We start from the raw sequence: 24538 nt of genomic DNA on the forward strand, positions 1-24538 counted from the left end.
TCAGCTCAGCCCCTACCTACGAATGCCGGTGGCGAACGGGAGAGTGTTCACGAACGCGCGGTGGTGCTCGCGGTCGCACCACTCCAGCTTCAGGTACGACTTTCCGGCCGAGGCCCGTATCGTCCGCTTGTCGCGGGCCAGGGCCTCGGGTGTGCGGGAGGAGACGGTGATGTAGCCGACCAGGTTGACGCCCGCGGCGCCGCTGGCGAGGTCCTCGCCGCGCTGGTCGAGACGGCTGTGCGCGGCGACGTCGCGCGGGTCGACGGTGCGGTTCATCTTGGCGGCGCGGGACGCCTCCGCCGCGTCGTTGGTCTTCTCGGTCAGCATGCGCTCGATGGCGACCTCGGTGGGTTCGAGGTCCATCGTGACGGCGACCGTGCGGATCACGTCCGGGGTGTGGACGAGCAGCGGCGCGAGGAAGTTCACGCCGACCGGGGTCATCGGCCACTCCTTCACCCAGGCCGTGGCGTGGCACCAGGGGGCGCGGGTGGTGGACTCGCGGGTCTTGGCCTGGAGGTACGTGGGCTCGGTGGCGTCCAGCTCGGCCGGCCAGGCGTTGCGCCGGGACATCGCCTGGATGTGGTCGATCGGGTGGTCCGGGTCGTACATGGAGTGGATCAGCGAGGACAGCCTGCTCTGGCCGAGCGGCTGGCGTACGCGGATGTCGGCCTCCTGGAGCCGGGAGCAGATGTCGGTGAGCTCGCGGGCCATGACGACGGCGAGGCCCGCGTCACGGTCGACGCGGCCGCCGCCCTGGCTGCGCATGGCGCGGGCCATGGCGTTGGCCTCGGCGGCCAGCTCCCGGGTGTAGTGCATGCAGGCGACCAGGTACGCGCGGTGCTGCTCGCTGCTGGTCGACACCATCGACTGGAGCTGGTCGTACGACTGCTGGAGCCAGGCGGGCGCCCTGTCGTCGCCGCGGACGGAGACGTCCTTGGCGTGGGCGTCGGGGTCGGCGGGGAGGGTGCGGGCGAGCATCTGGATGCGGGTGACGAAGCCGTCGCCGTTCGCCACGTGCTTGAGCAGCGTGCCGAAGCGGTCGACGAGGGCCTCCTGGTCCTCGGAGTCGCGCAGGCCGACGCCGGGGCCCTCGATCTCGATGGCGGCGGTGACGGTCTTGCGGTCCGCGTGCAGCAGCACGGCGATCTCGTCCGGGCCGAACGGCGCGGACAGCCAGGTGATGCGGCCGATGCCGGGCGGCGGGCCGACCTCCACCTCGCGGCCGTCCAGCCGCGTGCCGGCCTCGATGACGCCGGAGCGGTAGGCGGCGCCGCGCCGCAGGGTGCGCTTGTAACTGCGGTTGATCTCGAACCACTTGTAGAACGTGCGGTGCTTGTACGGCACGTACACGGCGGCCAGGGCGAGCATCGGCAGGCCCGCCAGCAGCACGATCCGCACGGACAGGACGGGGACGAGGAGCCCGCACATCATGCCGAGGAACGCGCCGATGACGATGAGCGCGATCTCACCGGTCTCGCGATTGCGGCCGACGATCGCGTTCGGCCGGGCGCGGCCGATCAGATACGTACGGCGGGGCGTGACCGTGGGGGACAGATGGGACTCGGTCGTCAACGCCCTTCACCTCCCGTGCGGTTGTTGCTGCTGTTGCGGGTGCCGGCGTGCGGGGTGTTCACCGGGCTGCCCGTCCGGGGCGGGGGCGCGGCGGCGGATCCGGCGCCGCCCGAGGGGCGGGAGCTGTGCGCGGCGACTCCCCCGGACGCGGGGTTGGACGGGCGGGGCGCGGAGGACTGGCCGCCCCCGCCGCCGTGGTTGTCGGCGCGGGTGCTGTGGGTCTTGATGCCCTGCGCGACCAGGGTGGCCGGGGAGCTGATGACGGCGGCGGCCTTGCCCTCGGCGCCCTGCATGAGGCGGTTGTTGCGCGAGCCGGCGATCTCGTCGCCGAAGCCGGGGACGAAGCGGTAGATCATCGCCGAGGCGAAGATGGCGAGCAGGATGATCGCCAGTCCGGAGACGACGGCGGAGAAGGCGTCCGGGCCGTCGTCGGCGGAGAGCGCGCCGGCCAGGCCGAGCACGATCACGATGACCGGCTTCACCATGATCACGGCGATCATGATGCCCGCCCAGCGGCGGACGTGGCCCCACAGGTTCTTGTCGACCAGGCCCGCGTAGACGACGGTGCCGAGGAGGGCGCCGACGTAGAGCAGGGCGGCGCGGATGACCAGCTCCAGCCAGAGGATGCCGGCGGCGAGGATGGAGACCAGGGAGACGACGATCAGCATGATCGGGCCGCCGCCGATGTCGTCGCCCTTCTCCAGCGCGCCGGAGAACGTCCCGAAGAACGTGTCCGTCTGGTCGCCGGTCGCCTTCGCCAGCACGTCGGTGACGCCGTCGGTCGCGGAGACGACGGTGTACAGGATCAGCGGGGTGAAGGCGGAGGCGAGGACGGTCAGCCAGAGGAAGCCGATCGCCTCGGACAGGGCGGTGGTCAGCGGCACGCCGCGGACTGCCCGCTTGGCCACCGCCAGCAGCCAGAGGAGGAGCGTGAGGATCGTCGACGCGGCGAAGACGACGGCGTACTGCTGGAGGAAGGTGTCGTTGGTGAAGTCCACCTTCGCGGTGCTCTCGACGGCGGCGCTGAGCTGTTTGACCGTCCAGGACGCGGCGTCGGCGCAGCCGCGGGCGAGGGAGGAGAGGGGGTCGAGGGCGGAGGTGGGGTCGCTGAAGGTGGAGCGGCCACCGCCTCCTCCGGAGGAGCCGCCTTCACCGCGTTCGCAGTAGTCCTTGGCGGGGCCGCGGATGAGATCGCAGGGGTCGCTGCTACCGGTGGGTTCCGGTGATGGGTCGGCGACTGCCCGGCCGGCGAACAGGACTGCGACGCCCTGTACCGCCGCGACGGCCGTCGTGAGCTTGAGGAAGCGGTGGCTAGCGCGCATACGTGAACCCTCCGTACTCCTCGACAGCCTTCGTCATGTCGTCGGCGGTGGAGGCCTTCTGGTCGCGCCCGACCGGGACTGGTCCGTCCTTCTGCTGGAAGTCGACGACCTTCCAGTCGTTGTCGATCCACTGCAGCTGGTAGGTGGTGGTGTACCAGCTCTCGGTGACCGGGTTGGTGGATCCCTCCCCGGACAGGCCGAACAGCGAGGTGTACCAGACCTCGACGGTGGCTTCGTTCGCGCTGAATGCCGTCGCCTTGGTGCCCACCGGGACGACCCGGGAGACGAAGGTCTGTCCGGCGGGCGCCTTGCCGCTCTTGTCGAGGCCGATGTTGGCGAGGAACTCCTGGTTCGAGTAGGCCGCGTCAAGGTCGCCTTGGCGTGCAGCGGCGACATCGGGCGTGAAGACCGCCGTCACGATGTCGCGTCGCTGCTCCTTGTCGAACATCTCGGCGGAACCGAGTACTACGGAGTAGTTGGCCGCCGCGCTCTCCGCCCCCTGTCTGTCATGGGCGAAGCCCGACGCGACGGGCTTTTCGCCCGTCGGGGCCGTCGCCGCCGCCTTCGGGGAGTCGCCGCCCTCCTCCGCGTCGGAATCCCCGCCTCCACGGTTCGCGAAGGCGATCGCCGCGATGAGGAGGACCACCACGCCGACGACCGTGACCAGGCTGCGTGACGACGACCGGCCGTTTCTGCGCGCGCCGCCGTACGGGTCGCCGCCCGCCTCCGGCAGGCGGGTGCGGGTCCGGCCCGTGTCGTCTCCGAGACTCATGCCGCGTACGCCCCCTCAGCGTCGTGCGGGAACACCTCGTACTCCGTGTACTCCACGTACGACGGTAGCCGTACCGGCCGCCGCTCGGGCGTGGTGTGGTGACTGGACATCAGGGAAACGCAACCTCAGCCGGTGGGCACGACGGGCGGGTGGGATGGAGGGGGCCGGGCGTGCCCGGTCGGGACCGATGGTGCGGGATCAGACGGCCATGCCGTACACGATGGTGAACAGGGTGCCGAGCGAACCGATGATGAAGACGCCCGTGAGCCCCGCGATGATGAGGCCCTTGCCCTGTTCGGCGCTGAACGTGTCCCTCAACGCGGTGGCGCCGATGCGCTGTTTGGCCGCCCCCCAGATGGCGATGCCGAGGCAGATGAGGATGGCGACGGCCATGACCACTTCGATCATCACCTTGGCCTCGTTGCCCAGGCTGCCGAAGGGGCCCCAGTCCGGAGCGATCCCGCCGATGATGGTGTTGATGTCTCCCTCGTCGGCCGCAAAGAGCATGTAAGTCACCGCCCCTGTATGGGTAGTTCCGCATCCTCTGCGGGGGTGCAGAGGTCAGGCCTCATTGTCGCCGACGATGACGCCGTCGTATGTCGACTTGACGTCATCTGTTGGCAGGTTTCGTGGGAATAGCTTGCCACCGGCGCGCGCCGGACTTCGGGAGGGGCGCGCTCCGAAGGGTGAAGAGTCGTATCGTCACTCTGTGTATCACGCTGCGTAACGCCGGGCAATGAAGCGGGGCTCGTTCCCGGTGGCGCGGACCGTGCATGTCGTCGTATCTGATCACTCCCGTTCGGCCGTCGCGCCTTTACACTGTCGGGCGTCGGTGGACTGCCGGACGGTGAGGGGTGGTTGACGGTGCGTAAGGTGTGGGTCGGTGCGACTCTTGCCGTCGGATCCGCGCTCGCCTTCGTGATGCTGCTCGTCGTCGGGGTGTACGTCGTCGCCGGGAACCTGGTGAACGGGGTGGGTGGCGGCGCCGCCAAGACCTTGGCCAAGGGCAGTGTGCCGGCGGCCTATCAGCAGCTCGTCTCCCGCTGGGGCAATCTCTGTCCCGCCATCAACCCTGCGTTGCTCGCCGCGCAGCTCTACCAGGAGAGCGGGTTCAACCCGCGGGCGCAGAGCCATGCCGCCGCGCAGGGCATCGCGCAGTTCATCCCCGGCACCTGGGCCACTCACGGGATCGACGGGGACGGGGACGGGGACCGTGACGTGTGGGACCCGGCGGACGCGATCCCGTCCGCGGCGACCTACGACTGCACGCTCGCGTCCTACGTGAAGGACGTCGGCGGGGATCTGACCGAAAACATGCTCGCCTCGTACAACGCGGGGGCGTACGCGGTCATCAAGTACGGGGGTGTGCCTCCGTACAAGGAGACGCAGAACTACGTGAAGCGCATCCGTGAGCTGGAGAAGAGCTTCGCGGCGCCCGTGGGGCGGGTGGATCCCTCGCGGCAGGCGGCCGGGGCGATCGCCTTCGCGCAGAAGAAGCTCGGCACTCCCTATCTCTGGGGCGGCAACGGCACCGCTGACCAGGGAGGACGCTTCGACTGCTCGGGGCTGACGAAGGCCGCGTACGAGAGTGTGGGCATCACGCTGCCGCGTGTGGCGAACGACCAGTACAACGCGGGTCCGCATCCGGACCGGGACGAGTTGCTGCCGGGTGATCTGGTGTTCTTCTCGGACGACCTGACCGATTCGCGGGCCATCCGGCATGTGGGCATTTATGTCGGCGGCGGGTACATGATCGACGCGCCGCGCACCGGTGCGGTGATCCGATTCGACCCGATCGACACTCCTGACTACTTTGGTGCCACCCGGGTCACGGAAGATGGCGCGAAAGCGCTCCCCACGACGGTGTGAGCGGAGCGACAAACGCCCCCCTGAGCTGCGAAGACGCATCTCTCTTCGATAACGTCTGCGTGATCTTTCGGTGGAGTGTGGAACGTATCGACGGGGACCGTGCGTTCCTGTTCTCGTAGCCGAGCGGACGAGCGGATCTACAGACCACGGGGGTGGCAGACACGGCACGCGTCCGCGTGCCGGACGACATGACGAAGGGGCCGCAGCACCATGGCTGGACTCGCCGATTCCGGGTCGAACCCCGACGTCGACCTGCTCTACGACATCAACGGCCTCGCGAAGGCCGCCCCGCCGTGGTTCGACCACGTCATGGAGTTCGTCGGTGAGTACGGGGTGCTCTTCGGCCTTCTCGCGATGGTGCTGTGGTGCTGGTGGGGCGTGCGCAAGCGCGGCGGACCTGACGCTGCGTCATCGGTGGCGGCCCTGGTGTGGGCCCCGCTCGCGGCGGGCGTCGCGGTCCTGGTGAACGTGCCGATCCGCGGCTTCGTCGAGCGGCCACGGCCGTTCAACGACCACGAGGGGCTCGAGGTGCTCGTCGACGGCAAGGACGACTTCTCGTTCGTGAGCGACCACGCGACGCTCTGCATGGCACTGGCGGTGGGGCTGTTCCTGGCCAACCGGCGGTTCGGCCTGGTCGCGCTGGTGCTGGGCCTGCTCGGCGGTTTCATCCGTGTCTACATGGGCGTGCACTACCCGACGGACGTGGTGGGCGGACTGGCGCTGGGCACCGCGGTCGCGCTGCTGCTGTCGCCGCTCGCCATGGCGCTGCTGACGCCGCTGGCGCGGGCGGTGGAGCGGTCGCCGAAGGCCGGCTGGCTGGTCGCCGCCCGGCCGCAGGGCCAGCGGCGGAGGGTGGCCGAGCGCAGCCGGGGCCGGGCCGCGGGCACCGGCCCCGAGGAGCGGGACCTGGCGGCCTGACGACGTCGCACGAGGGCCCGTGACCTTCGTCCCTCTGCGGGGCGGGCGGTTACGGGCCCTTCGTGTGTCCGGCGCCCTCAGAGGGCCTGTGGGTGGGTGAAGACGCCGTCCGGGTCGTAGCGCCGCTTGAGGCGGGACAGGCGCGGGGCGGCGTCGCCGTAGTAGGCGCGGCGCCAGTCGGCGAGGGCGGGGTCGGTGTAGTTCTGGTAGGCGGCGCCGGACGCGTGGGGGCGCAGCGCCTGGTGAGTGGCCGTCAGCCACTCCCGGACCGTCGCGCCGTCGGAGTGGTCGGGGTGCCAGGACGCGAGGTACTGGGCGAGCACGCGGGAGCGGCGGTGCACGAACGCCGTCGCGGCGGGCGCGACCCGGTTGACGGCGCCGCCGAGGGCGGTGAGCGCGATGCTCGCCGAGCCGCCGCGGGCCGCCCGTGTCCGCTCCAGCAGGGTGTCGATCCCGGCGGCGTCGAGGGGCCGGTCGTAGAAGTCGGAGCGTGCCGCGTACGTCTCGCGGGACAGGGCGCCCTCGGGGCTGCGGCCGGGCGTCCCGCCGGGCAGGCCGCACCGGTCGTCGGCGAACGAGGTGCAGCCCGCGTACAGCTCCATCGACTCCTGGTACGAGCGGCGGCGCAGCAGGACGCTGCTCTCGGAGGCGCCGACGCGGTCGGCGAGCCGGTCGACGGCGTTCTGCAGCTCGCCGTAGGTGCCGAGGGAGAAGACGGTGACGGAGACGGAGGGGCCGGCGCCGGTGTTCTCCAGGTGGAGCGCGGACCAGATCTCGTCGGGCTGGCCGGGACCCCACTCCTGCCAGGCCGCGACCACGGCGGCCGCCCGCTCCCACGGCCAGGTGAGGTGGCCGGTGACGCTCCGGGGCGCGGGGTGGGTGCGGAAGCGGAACTCGGTGACGACGCCGAACTGGGCGTTCCCCGCGCCGCGCAGCGCCCAGAACAGGTCCGGGTGCTGGGAGTCGGATGCGGTGAGCCGGCTGCCGTCGGCGGTGACCAGGGTGACCTCGGTGAGGCTGTCGCAGGTCAGGCCGTAGGCGCGGGAGGTGACGCCGTGTCCGCCGCCGAGGGTGAGGCCGGAGATGCCGACGGTGGGGCAGGAGCCGCCGGGGACGGTGACCCCGCGGGCGGTGAGGGCGCGGTAGACGTCGATCAGCCGGGCGCCGGCGCCGACGACGGCCGTGTCGCCCTCGACGCGTATGCCGGCCATGGCGGACACGTCGACGATCAGCCGGCCGTCGCCGGAGGACCAGCCCGCGTAGGAGTGGCCGCCGCTCCGCACGGCGAGCGGGACGGCGTGCTCGCGGGCGTGGGTGAGGGCGGTGCGGATGTCGTCGGCGTGCCGGACGTAGGCGACGGCGGCGGGCCTGAGGGTGTCGAAGCGCGTGTTGTAGAGGCGGTGCGCGGTGGTCCAGTCGGCGTCGCCGGGGCGCACCAGGCGGCCGTCGAGGTGTCCGGCCAGGGCGGTCCAGTCGGCTGGCGTCGCGGGGCGTGGGGTGCGGGAGGGCGTGGGTGAGGACGGGGCGCGCGAGGCGGGCGGCGCGGTCCGGGGCTCGGAGGACGTGCACGCGGAGGCGGTGAGCGCGGCGGCGGCGCCGGCGACGAAGGTGCGGCGGTTCACGGGCGGCCTTCCGGACGTCGGGTGGGGGGACGGCCTGTCACGGCACCGGGGGCGGCGGTCCCTGGGCGGGCGCTCCGTGGGGGACCCGGGCGGTCCGTCGTCGGACCCGGTGCCGGCCCATTCTCGGCACCTGCCGGGCCCGCGTCACTCCCCCGTGTGGTTTTCGGCGTCCCTGCGGGCCAGGCTCCTGGCTCTGCGGGCCGGGCCGCGCCATCCGCAGGTGCAGCGGGCCGTGCAGAAGGGCCCCTGCTCGGTGGTGGTCGTGAGGTGGCGCCGGGGCTCCGGCGCGTCGTCCTGGTGCGGCACGCCGCCCACGGTAACGCCCGCGGGGCCGCGTGACGGGGCCCCTGACCGGTCGTTAACGCCACTGACAGCGGCCCGTGTCGGACGGAGCGGGGGTAGGCAGGGATGGCGCGAGGGCGACAGCACAGGCGGACGCACGGCGTGACGGCCGTGGCCGGGGTCGTCTGCTGTCTCGGGCTCGGCGCCGCCGGGTGCGCGCGCAGCGACGCCGTCGCGCAGGGGCCGCCCGCCGGGGACCCGGTGCAGGTGCTGCGCACGGCCGCCGACGCGCTGGTGGAGGCCGGCAGCTCCCAGACGCGCACGTCGCTGGAGATAGCCACCGGAGGCACCCGGGTCACCATCCGGGGCGAGGGGGTCTACGACTACCGCAAGCGGCTCGGGCGGCTCGAGGTGCGGCTGCCGCAGGACCCCGCCGGCGCCGCCGGCCACCGGCCGATCACCGAACTCCTCGCCCCCGGCGCGCTGTACATGAAGAACCGGGGCGCCGGTGTGCCCGCCGACAAGTGGGTGCGGGTGGACACCGCGACGCTGTCCGACGGGAACCTGGTCACCGGCGGGGCGACCGATCCGTTCGCCGCGGCGGAGGTGCTGCGCGGGACGAGTTCGGCGGCGTTCGTCGGGCGGACCGAGGTGGCGGGGGCGCGGGTGCGGCACTACCGGGGCACCGCCGACCTGGAGGCGGCCTCGCAGGCGGCGTCGGAGGTCAACCGGGGGCCGCTGGGCGCGGCGGCGAAAGGGTTCGCCACCGCGCGGGTGCCGTTCGACGTGTACCTCGACGACGAGGGGCGGATCCGCAAGATCCGGCACCGGTTCAGCTTCGTGAACGGCGAGCGGCAGGAGCCGGTCGCGGTCGCCTCCACCACCCTGCTGTACGACTTCGGCGCCCCCGCCGACGTGCGGCTTCCGGAGGACGAGGACATCTACGCCGGGCGGATCGCCCAGGAGTGAGTCTCGTCGGCGGGGCGGGACGGGCCCGTGGTGGCCGGGCCGAACTAGCCCTTCCGTGCCATGCGCGGTCCGTAGGGCGCTCCCTACTCTAGGAAGTCGGTGACGACAGAGTGAGGTGAGGCGCGTGGCTCCGCTCGGGAGGGGGACGGTTCCGGTCCAGGATCACGTGGCGCTCGCCGAGATCGAGCTGTGCGGCGAGCTGATCATCGCCGCGTCCAACGCCGAGGACCGGCTGAGCCTGGAGAGCATCGACGAGGTGCTGCGGGTGGCCGAGGCGCGGACGGACACCGCCGGATCCTGAGGGCCCCGGCCCCCGGTGGGCCGGTCAGGTCCGCAGCATGCGGGCGATGGCCTGCGTGGCTTCCTTGACCTTCGCGTCGATCTCGTCGCCGCCCTTGACGGCCGCGTCCGCGACGCAGTGGCGCAGGTGCTCCTCCAGCAGCTGCAGTGCGAACGACTGCAGCGCCTTCGTGGAGGCGGACACCTGGGTGAGTATGTCGATGCAGTAGACGTCCTCGTCGACCATCCGCTGCAGTCCGCGGATCTGGCCCTCGATGCGGCGCAGCCGCTTGAGGTGCTCCTGCTTCTGGTGGTGGTAGCCGTGGATCCCGCGGTCGTGATCGGTCACGATGTCCGTTACGTCCGTCACATCCGCAGTTCCCGGGGCGCCCGCGGCGGGCGCGGTGTCCACGGCGCCGTCCGCGTCCGGCGAGGAGGGCGCGTGCGCGCCGGTTCCGGTGGTGGTCATCGCGTCCTCCTGGTGTCCTGATGGGCGCTATATACCCCTGGTGGGTATATGTTACCGAACTTCGCCGGTCCGTGGAGGGCCGGTCCGCGCCGCCCGCCGGATCCCGCGAGCCGCACCTGCCGCCCCCGTACTCATCACTCTGCCTGATGGGCGACACTGGGGGGCGGCCGTTATTGGTGGCCGGATGATGCGCCTAGCATCAGCCTGACCGAAACCGACGCATACCGAGGACCCCACGTGCGCTTTCGTCTGACCCCCAGGGAGACGAGCTTCTACGACATGTTCGCCGCGTCCGCGGACAACATCGTCACGGGCTCCAAGCTCCTGATGGAACTGCTCGGGGCGGACACCTCCGCCCGGGCCGAGATCGCAGAGCGTATGCGGGCCGCGGAACACGCCGGTGACGACGCCACGCACGCGATCTTCCACCAGCTGAACTCCTCGTTCATCACGCCGTTCGACCGCGAGGACATCTACAACCTGGCGTCCTCCCTCGACGACATCATGGACTTCATGGAGGAGGCCGTCGACCTGGTCGTCCTCTACAACGTCGAGGAACTGCCCAAGGGTGTCGAGCAGCAGATCGAGGTCCTCGCGCGGGCAGCGGAGCTCACCGCGGAGGCCATGCCACACCTGCGCACCATGGACAACCTCACCGAGTACTGGATCGAGGTCAACCGGCTGGAGAACCAGGCCGACCAGATCCACCGCAAGCTCCTCGCCCACCTCTTCAACGGCAAGTACGACGCGATCGAGGTGCTGAAGCTCAAGCAGATCGTGGACGTGCTGGAGGAGGCGGCGGACGCCTTCGAGCACGTCGCGAACACGGTGGAGACCATCGCGGTCAAGGAGTCCTGAGCCTTTCATGGACACCTTCGCTCTGATCCTGACCATCGGGGTCGCGCTCTTCTTCACCTACACCAACGGTTTCCACGACTCGGCGAACGCCATCGCCACGTCCGTCTCCACCCGGGCGCTGACGCCCCGCGCGGCGCTCGCCATGGCGGCCGTGATGAACCTGGCCGGCGCCTTCCTGGGGTCCGGGGTCGCCAAGACCGTCAGTGAGGGGCTGATCGAGACGCCCGAAGGGTCGACGGGGATGGGGATCCTCTTCGCGGCCCTGATCGGCGCCATCGCATGGAACCTGATCACCTGGTACTTCGGTCTGCCCTCCTCGTCGTCCCACGCCCTGTTCGGCGGCATGGTCGGCGCCGCGCTGGCCGGCGGGACGACGGTGTACTGGCACGGCGTCGTCGACAAGATCGTCATCCCGATGTTCGTGTCGCCGGTGATCGGCCTGATCGCCGGTTACCTGGTGATGACGGCGATCATGTGGATGTTCCGGCGGGCCAACCCGCACAAGGCCAAGCGCGGCTTCCGGATCGCCCAGACGGTCTCCGCGGCCGGCATGGCCCTCGGCCACGGCCTCCAGGACGCCCAGAAGACGATGGGCATCGTGGTGATGGCCCTGGTCATCGCCGACGTCGAGGACTACGGCGACCCGATCCCAGTGTGGGTGAAGATCGCCTGCGCGCTGATGCTGTCGCTCGGCACCTACGCGGGCGGCTGGCGCATCATGCGCACCCTCGGCCGGAAGATCATCGAGCTGGACCCGCCGCAGGGCTTCGCCGCCGAGACCACCGGCGCGTCGATCATGTTCGGCTCGGCCTTCATCTTCCACGCCCCGATCTCCACCACCCACGTGATCACCTCCGCGATCATGGGCGTGGGCGCCACCAAGCGCGTCAACGCCGTGCGCTGGGGCGTCGCCAAGAACATCGTCCTCGGCTGGTTCATCACCATGCCGGCCGCCGCCCTGGTGGCCGCGGCCTGCTTCGGACTGGTGCATCTGATCGCGCTGTAGACCCGCGCGCCGGCACGTACGTGGAAGGGCCCGCCCCCGTCGAACGGGGGCGGGCCCTTCGTGCCTCGCGGCGGCACCGCCATGCAGCGTCGCGAGGAGCCGGGTCAGCCGAAGCGGCCGGAGATGTAGTCCTCGGTGGCCTGGACCGACGGGTTGGAGAAGATCCGCTCCGTCTCGTCGATCTCGATGAGCTTGCCGGGCTTGCCGACGGCCGCCAGGTTGAAGAACGCCGTGCGGTCCGAGACGCGCGCCGCCTGCTGCATGTTGTGCGTCACGATGACGATCGTGAAGCGCTCCTTCAGCTCGCCGATCAGGTCCTCGATGGCGAGGGTGGAGATCGGGTCCAGGGCGGAGCAGGGCTCGTCCATCAGCAGCACGTTCGGCTCGACCGCGATGGCCCGCGCGATGCACAGACGCTGCTGCTGGCCGCCGGAGAGGCCCGAGCCGGGCTTGTTCAGCCGGTCCTTGACCTCGTTCCACAGGTTGGCGCCCCGCAGGGACCTCTCGACGACGTCGTCCAGCTGGGACTTCTTGTACGTGCCGTTCAGGCGCAGCCCCGCCGCCACGTTGTCGTAGACGGACATCGTGGGGAACGGGTTCGGGCGCTGGAAGACCATGCCGACCTCGCGCCGCACGGCCACCGGGTCGATGCCCGCGCCGTACAGGTTCTCGTCGTCCAGCATGACCTTGCCGTCGACCCGGCCGCCCGGGGTCACCTCGTGCATGCGGTTGAGGGTGCGCAGGAAGGTCGACTTCCCGCAGCCGGAGGGGCCGATGAAGGCCGTCACGGAGCGGGGCTCGACGGTCATCGAGATGTCCTCGATGGCCAGGAAGGATCCGTAGTAGGCGTTGAGGCCGCTGACGTCGATGCGCTTGGCCATGGGTATCACTGCTTCTTTCGGGTCGCCGACGACTGTGTGGGGGAGCCGGTCAGCGACCGGTCTTCGGGGCCTTCCAGCGGGCGATGCCGCGGGCCACCAGGTTGAGGATCATGATGAACGCGATGAGCGTCAGGGCCGCCGCCCAGGCACGGTCGTACGCCGCCTCGGAGCCGTTGGTGTACTGGAGGTAGATGTACATCGGCAGGGAGGCCTGCGGGTCCTGGAACGGGTTGGCGTTGATGAAGTTCGTGCCCCACACCAGGAGCAGCACGGGGGCCGTCTCGCCGGTGATGCGGGCGATCGCGAGCATCACGCCGGTGGTGATGCCGCCGACGGACGTCGGCAGGACCACCTTGAGGATGGTGCGCCACTTGGGCACGCCGAGGGCGAGGGACGCCTCGCGCAGCTCGTTGGGGACGAGCTTGAGCATCTCCTCCGTGGAGCGCACCACCACCGGGATCATCAGGATGGACAGCGCCATGGAGCCGGCGAAGCCGGAGTAGCCCATGCCGAGGATCAGGATCCACAGGCTGAGGACGAACAGGCCCGCGACGATGGACGGGATGCCCGTCATCACGTCGACGAAGAAGGTCACGGCCTTCGCCAGCCGGCCCCGGCCGTACTCGACGAGGTAGATGGCGGTGAGCACGCCGACCGGCACGGAGATCGCGGTGGCGAGGCCGACCTGCTCCAGCGTGCCCAGCAGGGCGTGGTAGATGCCGCCGCCCGGCTCGGTGTCGGCGACCACGCCCATGGAGTGGGTGAGGAAGTAGCCGTCGAGGACCTCGATGCCCCGCTTGACGGTCTCCCAGGTCAGCGACGCGAGCGGGATCACCGCCAGCAGGAACGCCACCCACACCAGGCTGGTCGCGGTGCGGTCCCGGGCCTGGCGGCGCCCCTCGACCTTGGCGGACACGGCGAACGAGCCGCCGACGAACAGCAGCGCCGCGATCAGCGCCCACTGGATGTCGCTGTGCAGCCCGGCCGCGGCGCTGATCCCGTACCCGAGGGCGGCGGAGGCGCCGGCGACGGCCCAGGGGAACCACTTCGGCAGGGTCGCCCCGCGCAGGGAGCCGGTCGGGCGGACGTCGTGGGTTGCGTGGGTCATGCGTTGGCCCCCGAGTACTCCTTGCGGCGGGCGATGATCAGCCGGGCCGCGCCGTTGACCAGCAGGGTGATGACGAACAGCACGAGACCGGAGGCGATCAGCGCGTCCCGGCCCATCTCGGTGGCCTCGTTGAACTTGCTGGCGATGTTCTGCGCGAAGGTGCCGCCGCCCGGGTCGAGCAGGCTGGCGTTGATCGTGAAGCTCGGGGAGAGCACCATGGCGACGGCCATCGTCTCGCCGAGGGCACGGCCGAGGCCCAGCATCGACGCGGAGATCACGCCGGAGCGGCCGAACGGCAGCACCGACATGCGGATGACCTCCCAGCGGGTCGCGCCGAGGGCCAGGGCGGCCTCCTCGTGCATCCGCGGGACCTGGCGGAAGACCTCACGGCTGACGTTGGTGATGATCGGCAGGATCATCACCGCCAGCAGGATGCCGACGGTGAACAGCGAGCGCGGGGCGCCGTCGTTCCACTCCAGGATCCCGGTCCAGCCGAGGTGGTCGTCGAGCCAGCCGTACAGGCCGTCCAGGTGCGGCACCAGGACGAGCGCGCCCCACAGGCCGTAGACGATGGACGGGACGGCGGCGAGCAGGTCGATCACGTAGCCGATGGGGCCGCCGAGGCGGCGCGGGGCGTAGTGCGTGATGAACAGGGCGATCGCGACGGCGACCGGCACGGCGATGACCATCGCGACGATCGACGACACCACGGTGCCGAAGGCCAGGACGGCGATGCCGAACTCCGGCGGGGAGCCGCTGGGGTTCCACTCGAAGCTGGTGAAGAAGTTGGCCTCGTCCTGGGATATCGCGAGCGAGGCCCGGTAGGTGAGGAAGGCCGCGATGGCGGCCATCAGGACCAGGACGAGGATGCCGGACCCCCGGGACAGCCCGAGGAAGATCCGGTCGCCGGGGCGGGTGACGCCGCGCGCGGCACGGGTGTCGGGGGGCGCGGCCGGGCCGGGTGCCGGCGGGGCCGCGGGTTTCTGCGTGGTGGTGTCCATCGGGTTCTCCGGTCTGCGGAGCCGCCGGGCCGGGAGGCTCCTTCGGAGCCGTCCGGAACCCTCGGGGCTCCTGTTGGCGGTGCACCGGACGGTGCGGCCCGCCCCGGGACCGGGTGCGGGCCGCACACTCGGGTCAGCTGAGGCTCGACACGGTCTCGCGGACCTTGGTGATGATCTCCTGCGGCATCGGGGCGTAGCCGGCCTCGGCCAGCTGTCCCTGACCCTCCTCGGAGGCCATGTAGTTCAGGAAGGACTTGGTGGCGGGCAGGGTGTCGGCCTTGTTGCCCTTGTCGCAGACGATCTCGTACGTCACCAGGACGATCGGGTACGCGCCTTCGGCGGACGGGGTGTAGTCCAGCTCGAGCGCGAGGTCCTTGCCGGTGCCGACCACCTTGGCGGCGCCGATGGCGGCGGTGGCGTTCTCGATGGTCGCCTTCACCGGCTCGGTGGCCTCGGTCTTGATGTCGACGGTCCTGACGCCGTCCGAGGCGTAGGACAGCTCGAAGTACGAGATGGCGCCGGAGGTCTGCTTCACCTGCTGGGCGACGCCGGAGGAGCCCTGCGCGGACTGGCCGCCCTCGGCCTCCCAGGACTTGCCCGGCTCGTACGTCCAGTCCTTGGGCGCGGCGGCCTTCAGGTACTTGGTGAAGTTGTCCGTGGTGCCGGACTCGTCGGAGCGGTGGAAGGCCTGGATCTTCAGGTCGGGCAGGTCGGCGCCGGAGTTGAGCTTGGCGATCGCCGGGTCGTTCCACTTGGTGATCTTGTTGTCGAAGATCTTCGCGAGGGTCGGGGCGTCCAGGGCGAGGGTGTCCACGCCGGGCACGTTGAAGCCGACCGCGATCGGGCCGCCGACCATGGGCAGGTCGATGCCCTGGCCGTCCGTGCACACCTTCTTCGACGCCTCGACCTCCTCCGGCTTCAGCGCGGAGTCCGAGCCGGCGAACGCGGTCTGGCCCTGCGTGAACGCGGTGATGCCGGCGCCCGAACCGGTCGGGTTGTAGTTGATCTGCACGTCCTTGCAGGCCGCGGTGTACTGCTTCACCCAGGCGTCGACGGCGTTCTTCTGGGCGGAGGAGCCGGACGCCTGGAGCTGGCCCTTGGCGTCGCCGCAGTCGATGTTCCCCGCCTGCGCGGTGGCCGAGGCGTCGCCGCCGTTGCTGTTGCCGGTGTCGTCGGAGCCGCACGCCGTGAGGGCCAGGGCGCCGGTGACGGCGAGAGCACCGAGAGCGAGGGCCCGCCGGTTCATGCGCTGAAGCTTCACTTGTGTTCCTTCCAGTGGCCGCCGTCCTGAATTCGGCGGCGTGCGAAGTGTGGTGAGGCGCGACGCCTCGTCCTGTAAGGGTGCGGGTACGGGCGATCCGCACCGCGTAAGGCCGAAATTAGGCAGAAGAGGTGAAGCCGCCGATGGGCGTACATGAACGAGGGGTGAACCCCTGAGGACGGTGCGGTGAGGCCGCGGCGCGGACGGTTTCAGGGGGCCGGGCGGAGGGTGGGGAGGAGGGCGTCCACCAGGCCCGCGTCCATGGGCGAGGTGAGGTGGCGGCGGGCCGCGTCCGGGGGCAGCCAGAGGATGCGGTCGACCTCGTCGTTCGGGGTGAACGTGCCGGAGACCGCCTCGGCCGCCCAGTAGCGGACCCGCTTGGGGCGGCCGTGCGCGAGATAGCGGGTGCTGGGCAGCTCGGCGGCCGGTACGGCGGTGTACCCGGTCTCCTCGGCGACCTCGCGCAGGGCGCCGGCGAGCGCGTCCTCGCCGCGCTTCAGCTTGCCCTTCGGCCAGGACCAGTCGTCGTACTTGGGCCGGTGGACCAGGCACAGCTCCAGGTCGCCGGTGACGGGCGAGCGGCGCCACAGGACGCAGCCGGCCGCCTCGACGGTGAGGGCGCCGTTCCTGCCGGGTCGGGTGGTGCGCACCGGGGCCTCCCTGTCGCAGGGCGTTCTACGGGGTGCCGGCGGGCGGCTGCTGCCAGGCACGCTGGAACGCGTACCGCGCGGCCTCCACCTCATGCCGCTGACCGGCGTGGAGCACGCCCAGCGCGTACGCCGTGGCCGGCGCGATCCTCGGCGTGCGGCCCGCCTGCGCGGCGGCGGCCGCGGCCTCGGCGGCGTCCCGGTGCCGGTCCAGCGCCTCGCCCGCCGCACGCAGCCGGGGGTCGTCTCCCGCGGCGGGGTCCAGCACCTCCTGGGCGTAGCGGTGCAGCCGGAGCAGGAGCCGCACCTGGTGCCAGGGGGCGTCCTGCGGGTGCGGGGAGGGGTCCGGCGACAGCCCGACCACCAGTGCCTCGGCGTTGTACGGGCTCCCCGCGGTGAGCAACGGCAACGCGGCGACGGCGTCCTCGAGCCGCTCCCGCGCGGCGTCGGCGAGCGGACGCAGATCGGTGTGCCCGGCCTCGCCGGCCAGCGGGACCTCGCCGGCCAGCACGGCCACCTGGTCGGCGACGGCATGGAACCGCGCGGACCCGAGCGCCCGCAGGGCGGCGGAGTGCGCCCGCGTCCGGGCGAGGGTGAGCTGCCGCTCCAGCAGGGCGGCGGCCTTGGCGGCGCCCACGGCCAGGGGAGCGCGGCCGGGGGCGGCGCCGGATCCGCCTTCGGGACGCGGTGCGACGGTGCGTCGGCCGTCCGGGGCCGGAGCGGTGGCGGTCGCGGCGGGAGCGCGGCGGGGCGCGGCGGGGAGGGCTCCTGTCGCGCGGGCGGGGGCCGGGGTGCCGGACACGGAGGTCGCGGGCCGGGGCGCGTCCGGCGGGGTGGCGTCGGCGGGAAGGGGCACACCGGAAGTGCTGGGCGTTGGCCGACGGGCCGAGGGGGGTGTCGGGGCCCCAGGGCCCGAGAGGTGGTGGAGGGCTTCCAGGAGGCGGGTCAGGCGGGTGGCGCAGGCGTCCTCCTGGGACAGCGTGCCCGAGACCCAGGCGAGTTCCGGGCCCAGGGCGCGGGACCAGGACGGGTCCAGGGCGGGCCGGAAGGTGTAGAGGCCCGCGCCGATGCGGCGGGCCGCGCGTCCGAGGGCGCGGGCCGCCTCCGCGGAGTCCTCCGGGGTCGCCGCGTCCCGGTGGAGCCGCAGCGCACGGAGGAACTCGGTGGCCCTGGCCCGCAGATGGCGGGCCAGGACGTCCACGGGATCAGGGTGCCGCTGTGCCACGCCGGCGCCTCCGGGCGTCAATGAGCATCTCCTGGATGTTGCGCAGGGGCTGGCCGTCCGCGTCCGTGGAGTGCCGGGTCCACTCGCCGTCCGGACCGAGGTGCCAGGAGGCCGTGGTGTCGGACATCCCCGTCTCCAGCAGCCGGTTGAGGGCGGCCCGGTGCGCCGGGTCGGTGACCCGCACCAGCGCCTCGATCCGCCGGTCGAGGTTGCGGTGCATCATGTCGGCGCTGCCGATCCACACCTCGGGCTCGCCGCCGTTGCCGAAGGCGAACACCCGGGAGTGTTCGAGGAAGCGGCCCAGGACGGACCGCACGCGTACGTTTTCCGACAGCCCCGGCACGCCGGGCCGGATCGCGCAGATGCCGCGCACCCAGATGTCGACGGGCACGCCCGCCTGGGACGCCCGGTAGCAGGCGTCGATCACGGCCTCGTCGACCATCGAGTTGACCTTGATGCGTACGTACGCGGGCCGCCCGGCGCGGTGGTGCTGCGCCTCCTTGTCGATCCGTGAGATCAGCCCGTCCCGCAGGGACTTGGGGGCGACGAGGAGGCGTCGGTAAGTCTCACGCCGGGAGTAGCCGGAGAGGCGGTTGAACAGGTCGGAGAGGTCCGCGCCGACCTGCGGGTCCGCGGTGAGCAGGCCGAGGTCCTCGTACAGCCGGGCCGTCTTCGGGTGGTAGTTGCCGGTGCCGACGTGGCTGTACCGCCGGAGCGTCTCGCCCTCCTGACGGACCACCAGCGACAGCTTGCAGTGGGTCTTCAGGCCGACGAGGCCGTAGACGACGTGGCAGCCGGCCTCCTCCAGCTTGCGCGCCCACTTGATGTTGGCGTGCTCGTCGAAGCGGGCCTTGATCTCGACCAGGACGAGGACCTGCTTGCCGGACTCGGCGGCGTCGATGAGCGCGTCGACTATCGGGGAGTCGCCGGAGGTCCGGTACAGCGTCTGCTTGATGGCCAGCACGTCCGGGTCGGCCGCCGCCTGCTCCAGGAAGGCCTGCACGGAGGTCGAGAAGGAGTCGTACGGGTGGTGCAGCAGCACGTCCCGGCTGCGCAGCGCGGCGAAGATGTCGGGCGCGGACGCCGACTCCACCTCCGCCAGGTCGCGGTGGGTGCCGGCGACGAACTTCGGGTACTTCAGCTCGGGCCGGTCCAGGCTGTGGATGCGGAACAGGCCGGTCAGGTCGAGCGGGCCGGGCAGCGGGTACACCTCGGCCTCGGAGATCTTCAGCTCGCGCACGAGGAGGTCCAGCACCTCGCGGTCGACGGACTCCTCCACCTCCAGCCGCACCGGAGGCCCGAAGCGGCGCCGCATCAGCTCCTTCTCCAGGGCCTGGAGGAGGTTCTCCGCGTCGTCCTCCTCGACCTCCAGGTCCTCGTTGCGGGTGAGCCGGAAGGCGTGGTGCTCCAGCACCTCCATGCCCGGGAACAGCTCCTCCAGGTGCGCGGCGATGACGTCCTCGACGGGGACGTAACGGCCGGGGGAGGACTCCAGGAAGCGCGACAGCAGCGGCGGCACCTTCACCCGGGCGAAGTGCCGGTGCCCGGTCACCGGGTTGCGCACCACCACGGCCAGGTTGAGCGACAGACCCGAGATGTAGGGGAAGGGGTGCGCCGGGTCCACCGCGAGCGGGGTCAGCACGGGGAAGATCTGGTGCCGGAACAGGGTGAAGAGGCGGGCCTGCTCCTTCTCCGTGAGCTCGTTCCAGCGGACCAGGTGGATGCCCTCCTCCGCGAGGGCGGGGGCGACGTCCTCGTGGTAGCAGGCGGCGTGCCGCGCCATGAGCTCCCGGGAGCGCGCCCAGATCATCTCCAGCACCTCGCGCGGCTGGAGGCCGGACGCGGAGCGGGTGGCCACGCCGGTGGCTATGCGCCGCTTCAGTCCCGCGACCCGCACCATGAAGAACTCGTCCAGGTTGCTGGCGAAGATCGCGAGGAAGTTCGCCCGCTCCAGCAGCGGCGTCTCGGGATCCTCGGCCAGTTCGAGCACCCGCTCGTTGAACGCCAGCCAACTGCGCTCGCGGTCGAGGAAACGGCCCTGCGGCAGCGGGGCGGCGCCCTCGATGTGCGCCTCCTCGTAGCCGTCCAGGTCGGCGTCGATGTCGGGTTCCAGATCGGACACCGTTCCGGCCACGGTGTGCGGCCGGTGCGCGGCGATGGAGCCCACGGAGGGCTGCGAGTGCTGGACCTGTGCCTGGGTGTTGGGCTGGCTCATGACCCCATTCTTCCGCGCGAAGGGGGTCACGGGCGCGTCGGAAAGCGCGGGTGGGAGCGGTGGTGGCCCTGAGGCGCTCCCGTACCCCCCGTTCACCCGGCGGGGTGAGGGCTCTGCCGCGGCAGGATGCATTCACCGAGCGTCGCAAGGCCGTCTGAATCCGTGGTTACGGCGACATGACGTCCAGGGCAGCGGGCGGTTGCCCGCGGGGGTGCCCGCCTCTGATCCTGACGGCATCCCGTCTGCCGGGGCTCGCCGTCCGCCGGCCACCGCCCGTCGGGGGCTGATCGCCCAGTTCCCCGCGCCCCTTTCAGGTGCGCGGGGAACTGCGGTGGGCTGGGGGCACCCGCCGCACCCGCCTCAGCCGCGCGCCGTCCCGGTCGTGCGGCGCAGCACCCGGAACGCCGCGTAGGTCAGCAGACCGGCCACGGCGAGCAGGATGCCCGTGGCGACCAGTTGGAGCGGCCAGTAGTGGGAGGCGGGGTGGGCGTCGCGGTAGAAGGCGGTGGCGCCCATGTCGGCCAGGGTGTCGCGGCAGCTGTGCATGGAGCTGCTGACGCACGGGGCCTCCGCCCGGCCCCCCGGGGTCAGTACACCCTCGCTGACGAGCAGGCCCCGCCCCAGCAGCCCCTCGGCCAGGCCGCTGACCCGGGTCACGGACGGCCACAGGTACGGCACGGCCGTGTGGACGGCGGCCCACAGCACCCCCACGGTGGCCGCGGCGGCGGCCAGCGCGGCCATCGCGCGGCGCAGCAGCAGCCCGGCCAGGGCGCCCGCCGCCAGACCGGCCAGCGCCAGGCCCATGGGGATGGTGCCGTTGGCGTGGAAGGTGTCCATGTCGTGCCAGGACGTGGCCGTGTCGATGCGGTCCCTGCCCGCCGCCCAGGCCCAGTGGTGCAGTGCCGCCAGCAGACCGGTCACGGCGATGGTGAGCACGGCCGGGGCGACCAGCCGGGAGGCCAGCCAGCGGGCGGGGGAGACACCCTGGGTCCAGGCGAGACGGGCCGTGCCGGACTCCGTCTCGCGGCCGACGAGCGCGCCCCCGGCCCAGGCGGCCACCAGGAACGGCACGGCCAGCACGGCGATCGTCGTCCAGTTGTAGACGTCCTTGTAGAGCAGGATCGATTCCTGGTCGTAGGAACAGCGCGGGGTGAACCCGCAGGCGTTGTACGCCTTCCACGCCGCCGCGGAGGCGTCGGTGAGCGGCCCGCCGAGCCACACCAGGGCCGCCGCGGTGAGCAGCACCAGCGCGCCGCCGCCGATCAGGGCCGGGCGGTGCAGCCGGACCAGCCAGCGCCACTGGCGGGGCACGCCGGCGGTGCGGGCGGCGGGCGCGGCCGGGGTGGTGAGGGCGGCGGTCATACGGCGGCCTCCAGGGTCTCGGGCGCGGGGGTCAGGGCCGGGGCCGCGGGATTGCGCAGGTAGGACAGGACGAGGTCCTCGAGGGACGGTGTGGTGGTGCGCCAGTCGTCGGGCAGCGGGCCGGACGGGCGGATCACCGCGCTGAGCTGGCGTCCGGTGGTGCGGGACTCGACGACCTCGTGCGCGGCGAGGTCCGCGCCGGCGGGGGCGGTCACCCGGGTGTGGGCGGCCAGCAGGTCGTCGATGTCGCCGGAGAGCCGTATCTTGCCGCCGCCCACCAGCAGCAGGTGGTCGCAGGAGTCCTCCAGCTCGGCGACGACGTGCGAGGACATCACGACGGTGGTGCCGTGGGCGGCGGCCTCGCCCATCAGCAGGCCCATCAGCTCGTGGCGCGCGAGCGGGTCGAGGTCCGCCATCGGCTCGTCGAGGAGCAGGAGTTCGGGCCGCTTGCCGAGGGCCAGGGCGAGCGCGACCCGGGTGCGCTGGCCGCCGGAGAGGGCGCGGATCCGCCGGTCCGGGTCCAGGTCGCCGCCGGCCACGACCCGGCGCGCGGTGTCCGCGTCCCAGTGGCCGGGGTTGAGGTCGGCGCCCATGCGCAGCGTCTCGGCGACCGTGAGCTGCGGGTACAGCGGCTTGTCCTGGTCGACGAAGCCCACCCGGGAGCGGGCGGCGGCCGGGTGGGCGCCGAGCACGCGGACCGTGCCCTCGGTGGGGGCGAGCAGGCCGGCGGCGAGCGCGAGGAGCGTGGACTTGCCGGCGCCGTTGGGTCCGACGACGGCGCACACGCGTCCGGCGGGCAGCCGGAAGGAACAGTCGCGCAGCGCCCAGGAACGGCGGCCGAAGCGCTTGCCCAGCGCGTCCGCCTCGAGGGCCGGGACGGTCATGACGGGTCTCCCTGTGGGGTGTGCGCAGGCGCGGGGTGCGCGGCCTGCTCCGGGTAGTGCGTCTCGAGTACGGCGGTGAACAGCGCGGCGACGTCCTCCCGCTCCAGGCCGGACTCCCGCGCACGGGCGGCCCAGTCCTCCAGCTCCGCGCGGAGCGGGGAGTCGGCGGGGGCCGCGCCGAGGGAGCGGCGCACGAAGGTGCCGAGGCCGCGCCGCGCCTCGACCAGACCCTCGCGCTCCAGCTCCCGGTACGCCTTGAGGACGGTGTTCGGGTTGACGGCGGTGGCCTCCACGACCTCGCGGGCCGTGGGCAGCTTGTCGCCGGGGGCCAGCAGGCCCAGCCGGATCGCCTGCTTCGTCTGCTGGACGATCTGGACGTAGGTGGCCACGCCGCTGCGCCGGTCGATGCGGTAGTCGACCACTCGACAACCACCCTTTCACTATTTGAGTAGTGAAAGGGTGGTGCAGGGGTGGTGCGAAAGTCAACCGGGACCGATCGCGGCTCCGGCCGCGCATTCGACGGCCGAACCGTGAACCGATCCGCGGGGCCCGTCCGATGAGGGGACGTGAGCGAGATGAGAAGCGACGGCGAGCTGCTGCGCGCCGTCACGGCCGACGGCGACCGGCGCGCCTTCGAGGAGCTGTACCGGCGGTACGCGCCGTGGCTGACCGCGCGCATGCGCACCCGGTGCGCCGACGCCGCCCTCGTCGACGACGTCGTGCAGGAGACCTTCCTCGCGGTGTGGCGCGGCACGGCCCGCTGGCGTGAGGACGCGGCGGGCGCGGACGCCGCCGGCTGGCTGTGGCGGATCGCCTCACGCCGGCTGGTCGACGCGCTGCGCGGGGCCGGGGCACGGGGGCGGCTGCGGCAGGCGCTGGCGCGGCTGCGGCACCGGGACGAGGCGTCGGCGGAGGAACGCGTGCTCGCGGGGGTCGAGCACGGGGACCTCGCCGGCGCCCTGGTGCGGCTGTCGCCGGAACTGCGCGCGGTGCTCCAGGCGACCGTGGTCGACGGGCTGACCACCCGTGAGGCCGCGGTCCTGCTCGGCATCCCGCCGGGCACGGTCAAGACGCGGGCCATGCGCGCCCGCAGGCAACTCCGGGAGGCGCTGGCATGACGTACGAGGACAGGCGCTGGCACGTGCCGGAGGACGACCTGCGGGCGTACGCGCGCGGCGGGCTCGAGGCGCCCGCGCTGTGGTCGGCCGACACCCATCTCACGGCGTGCGCGCACTGCCGTGCCGTGCTCGCGGGCCTCGGCGACCCCGTCGCCCTGGACGCCGGCTGGGAGCGGCTGGACGCCGAACTCGACGCGCCCCGGCCCGGCCTGCTGGAGTCGCTGCTGCTGCGGCTCGGCGTCCGCGACCACACCGCCCGCATGCTCGCGGCCACGCCCGCGCTGCGCCGCTCCTGGCTGGGCGCGGTGACGGCGGTGCTGCTGCTCACCGTGGCCGTCACCGTCGCCCGCACCGAGAGCGACCGGCTCACCTTGTTCCTCGCCCTCGCCCCGCTGCTGCCGCTCGCGGGGGTGGCGCTGTCGTACGGGCCGCGGATGGACCCGACGTACGAGATGGCCGTGGTCGCGCCGATGCACGGGTTCCGGCTGCTGATGATCCGCACGGTCGCCGTGCTGACCGCCGGGCTCGGGCTGAACGGCCTGGCCACGCTCGCCCTTCCCGGGTACGGGCTGCTCGCCCTGAGCTGGCTGCTGCCCGCACTCGCCCTCACCGCCACGGCGCTCGCGCTGTCGGCCCGGCTCGGGCCCGTCCTGGCGCCCGCGCTGACCGGCGGCGGCTGGGTCGCGCTGCTGGTCACGGCGGACGCGGTCCGCTCCGGCGGGCAGGAGACGCTCGCCCCTTTCACCGCGGCCGGACAGGGCGTCTCGGCGGCCGTCGCCGTGCTCGCCGCCGGCCTGCTGGTCCTGCTCCGGGACCGCTTCGACCTGAGCCGGGACCCCGCGGTCTGACCGCGCCCGGCCTCCCACCGGCCGGGGCGACCCACCGCCCCGGCCTCCAC

The 24538-nt window shown here is 72.2% G+C and carries 25 protein-coding genes; 8 read left to right on the plus strand and 17 right to left on the minus strand.

The genetic code is table 11. The annotated features are described in order from the left end of the window. Positions 1-12 precede the first annotated feature (12 nt). From ACQZOG_RS01455 to ACQZOG_RS01470, 4 genes are all read right to left on the minus strand, one after another. Positions 13-1572, minus strand: coding sequence for an SCO6880 family protein (locus tag ACQZOG_RS01455; RefSeq protein WP_033278113.1), 1560 nt, complete (start codon positions 1570-1572; stop codon positions 13-15). Further along, positions 1569-2894 carry a hypothetical protein gene (locus ACQZOG_RS01460; RefSeq protein ID WP_354794634.1) on the minus strand — a complete coding sequence of 442 codons (1326 nt, stop codon included), beginning with the start codon at positions 2892-2894 and terminating at the stop codon, positions 1569-1571. The genes ACQZOG_RS01455 and ACQZOG_RS01460 overlap by 4 nt, the downstream gene beginning before the upstream one ends. Beyond that, positions 2884-3666 carry a hypothetical protein gene (locus ACQZOG_RS01465; protein ID WP_354794636.1) on the minus strand — a complete coding sequence of 261 codons (783 nt, stop codon included), beginning with the start codon at positions 3664-3666 and terminating at the stop codon, positions 2884-2886. Before ACQZOG_RS01465 ends, ACQZOG_RS01460 begins: the two co-directional genes overlap by 11 nt. 198 nt (positions 3667-3864) lie before the next feature. Further along, positions 3865-4173 (minus strand): hypothetical protein, encoded by a 309-nt coding sequence (locus ACQZOG_RS01470; RefSeq protein ID WP_006136301.1) that lies wholly within the window; start codon positions 4171-4173, stop codon positions 3865-3867. Positions 4174-4524: 351 nt separating this feature from the next. On the opposite strand from ACQZOG_RS01470, the gene ACQZOG_RS01475 reads away from it, so the two are divergent. Together ACQZOG_RS01475 and ACQZOG_RS01480 are read left to right on the plus strand one after the other, a co-directional pair. Further along, on the plus strand, positions 4525-5535 hold the full coding sequence (locus tag ACQZOG_RS01475; RefSeq protein ID WP_033278110.1) for a bifunctional lytic transglycosylase/C40 family peptidase: 1011 nt from the start codon (positions 4525-4527) through the stop codon (positions 5533-5535). 210 nt (positions 5536-5745) lie between these two features. After that, positions 5746-6453 (plus strand): phosphatase PAP2 family protein, encoded by a 708-nt coding sequence (locus tag ACQZOG_RS01480; protein WP_033278109.1) that lies wholly within the window; start codon positions 5746-5748, stop codon positions 6451-6453. Positions 6454-6530: 77 nt separating this feature from the next. Here ACQZOG_RS01480 and ACQZOG_RS01485 read toward each other — a convergent pair whose 3' ends face one another. Continuing rightward, positions 6531-8075, minus strand: a complete 1545-nt coding sequence (locus tag ACQZOG_RS01485; RefSeq protein ID WP_430741209.1) for an FAD-binding oxidoreductase — start codon at positions 8073-8075, stop codon at positions 6531-6533. Positions 8076-8219: 144 nt separating this feature from the next. Further along, positions 8220-8381, minus strand: coding sequence for a hypothetical protein (locus ACQZOG_RS01490; RefSeq protein ID WP_167338246.1), 162 nt, complete (start codon positions 8379-8381; stop codon positions 8220-8222). A 102-nt stretch (positions 8382-8483) separates the two neighbouring features. On the opposite strand from ACQZOG_RS01490, the gene ACQZOG_RS01495 reads away from it, so the two are divergent. Beyond that, positions 8484-9326 carry a hypothetical protein gene (locus ACQZOG_RS01495; RefSeq protein WP_193454904.1) on the plus strand — a complete coding sequence of 281 codons (843 nt, stop codon included), beginning with the start codon at positions 8484-8486 and terminating at the stop codon, positions 9324-9326. Between the two features lie 115 nt (positions 9327-9441). Continuing rightward, positions 9442-9627 (plus strand): hypothetical protein, encoded by a 186-nt coding sequence (locus ACQZOG_RS01500; protein WP_190003076.1) that lies wholly within the window; start codon positions 9442-9444, stop codon positions 9625-9627. 24 nt (positions 9628-9651) lie between these two features. On the opposite strand, the gene ACQZOG_RS01505 is transcribed toward ACQZOG_RS01500, so the two are convergent. Next, a complete protein-coding gene (locus ACQZOG_RS01505) occupies positions 9652-10074 on the minus strand; it encodes a metal-sensitive transcriptional regulator (RefSeq protein WP_033278106.1) in 423 nt (140 codons plus the stop codon). A gap of 237 nt (positions 10075-10311) precedes the next feature. Here ACQZOG_RS01505 and ACQZOG_RS01510 point away from each other — a divergent pair, with 237 nt between their 5' ends. Further along, positions 10312-10932, plus strand: coding sequence for a DUF47 domain-containing protein (locus ACQZOG_RS01510; protein ID WP_024884041.1), 621 nt, complete (start codon positions 10312-10314; stop codon positions 10930-10932). A gap of 7 nt (positions 10933-10939) precedes the next feature. Further along, positions 10940-11938: an inorganic phosphate transporter gene (locus tag ACQZOG_RS01515; RefSeq protein ID WP_033278105.1), complete on the plus strand. Its 999-nt coding sequence runs from the start codon at positions 10940-10942 to the stop codon at positions 11936-11938. Between the two features lie 104 nt (positions 11939-12042). Here ACQZOG_RS01515 and pstB read toward each other — a convergent pair whose 3' ends face one another. The 10 genes from pstB to ACQZOG_RS01565 form a co-directional block, all read right to left on the minus strand. After that, positions 12043-12819: a phosphate ABC transporter ATP-binding protein PstB gene (pstB, locus tag ACQZOG_RS01520; protein ID WP_033278104.1), complete on the minus strand. Its 777-nt coding sequence runs from the start codon at positions 12817-12819 to the stop codon at positions 12043-12045. A 49-nt stretch (positions 12820-12868) separates the two neighbouring features. After that, a complete protein-coding gene (pstA, locus tag ACQZOG_RS01525; protein WP_033278103.1) occupies positions 12869-13927 on the minus strand; it encodes a phosphate ABC transporter permease PstA in 1059 nt (352 codons plus the stop codon). Next, the gene (gene pstC / locus ACQZOG_RS01530; RefSeq protein WP_033278102.1) at positions 13924-14928 is read right to left on the minus strand and encodes a phosphate ABC transporter permease subunit PstC; all 1005 of its coding nucleotides are present in this window, start codon (positions 14926-14928) and stop codon (positions 13924-13926) included. Before pstC ends, pstA begins: the two co-directional genes overlap by 4 nt. Before the next feature lie 133 nt (positions 14929-15061). Continuing rightward, complete coding sequence (gene pstS, locus ACQZOG_RS01535) at positions 15062-16189, minus strand: phosphate ABC transporter substrate-binding protein PstS (RefSeq protein WP_193454907.1); 1128 nt, start codon at positions 16187-16189, stop codon at positions 15062-15064. A gap of 209 nt (positions 16190-16398) precedes the next feature. Then, the gene (locus tag ACQZOG_RS01540) at positions 16399-16839 is read right to left on the minus strand and encodes an NUDIX hydrolase (RefSeq protein ID WP_033278101.1); all 441 of its coding nucleotides are present in this window, start codon (positions 16837-16839) and stop codon (positions 16399-16401) included. A gap of 25 nt (positions 16840-16864) precedes the next feature. Then, positions 16865-18082: a CHAD domain-containing protein gene (locus ACQZOG_RS01545; protein ID WP_430741210.1), complete on the minus strand. Its 1218-nt coding sequence runs from the start codon at positions 18080-18082 to the stop codon at positions 16865-16867. Then, positions 18042-20276: an RNA degradosome polyphosphate kinase gene (locus tag ACQZOG_RS01550; RefSeq protein WP_037640410.1), complete on the minus strand. Its 2235-nt coding sequence runs from the start codon at positions 20274-20276 to the stop codon at positions 18042-18044. Before ACQZOG_RS01550 ends, ACQZOG_RS01545 begins: the two co-directional genes overlap by 41 nt. Positions 20277-20636: 360 nt before the next feature. Beyond that, positions 20637-21638, minus strand: coding sequence for an ABC transporter permease (locus tag ACQZOG_RS01555; RefSeq protein WP_430741211.1), 1002 nt, complete (start codon positions 21636-21638; stop codon positions 20637-20639). Then, entirely contained in the window at positions 21635-22522 is an 888-nt protein-coding gene (locus tag ACQZOG_RS01560; RefSeq protein WP_037640405.1) for an ABC transporter ATP-binding protein, read from the minus strand. Before ACQZOG_RS01560 ends, ACQZOG_RS01555 begins: the two co-directional genes overlap by 4 nt. Continuing rightward, positions 22519-22944, minus strand: coding sequence for a GntR family transcriptional regulator (locus ACQZOG_RS01565; RefSeq protein WP_033277818.1), 426 nt, complete (start codon positions 22942-22944; stop codon positions 22519-22521). The genes ACQZOG_RS01560 and ACQZOG_RS01565 overlap by 4 nt, the downstream gene beginning before the upstream one ends. A gap of 144 nt (positions 22945-23088) precedes the next feature. Here ACQZOG_RS01565 and ACQZOG_RS01570 point away from each other — a divergent pair, with 144 nt between their 5' ends. Both ACQZOG_RS01570 and ACQZOG_RS01575 read left to right on the plus strand, forming a co-directional pair. Further along, positions 23089-23640, plus strand: coding sequence for an RNA polymerase sigma factor (locus tag ACQZOG_RS01570; protein ID WP_033277819.1), 552 nt, complete (start codon positions 23089-23091; stop codon positions 23638-23640). After that, a complete protein-coding gene (locus ACQZOG_RS01575; RefSeq protein ID WP_033277820.1) occupies positions 23637-24488 on the plus strand; it encodes a hypothetical protein in 852 nt (283 codons plus the stop codon). Before ACQZOG_RS01570 ends, ACQZOG_RS01575 begins: the two co-directional genes overlap by 4 nt. Positions 24489-24538: the final 50 nt, after the last annotated feature.

It is taken from the genome of Streptomyces sp. P13-3-3, assembly GCF_050571355.1.
In the GTDB taxonomy this organism is placed as follows: Bacteria; Actinomycetota; Actinomycetes; order Streptomycetales; family Streptomycetaceae; genus Streptomyces; species Streptomyces althioticus.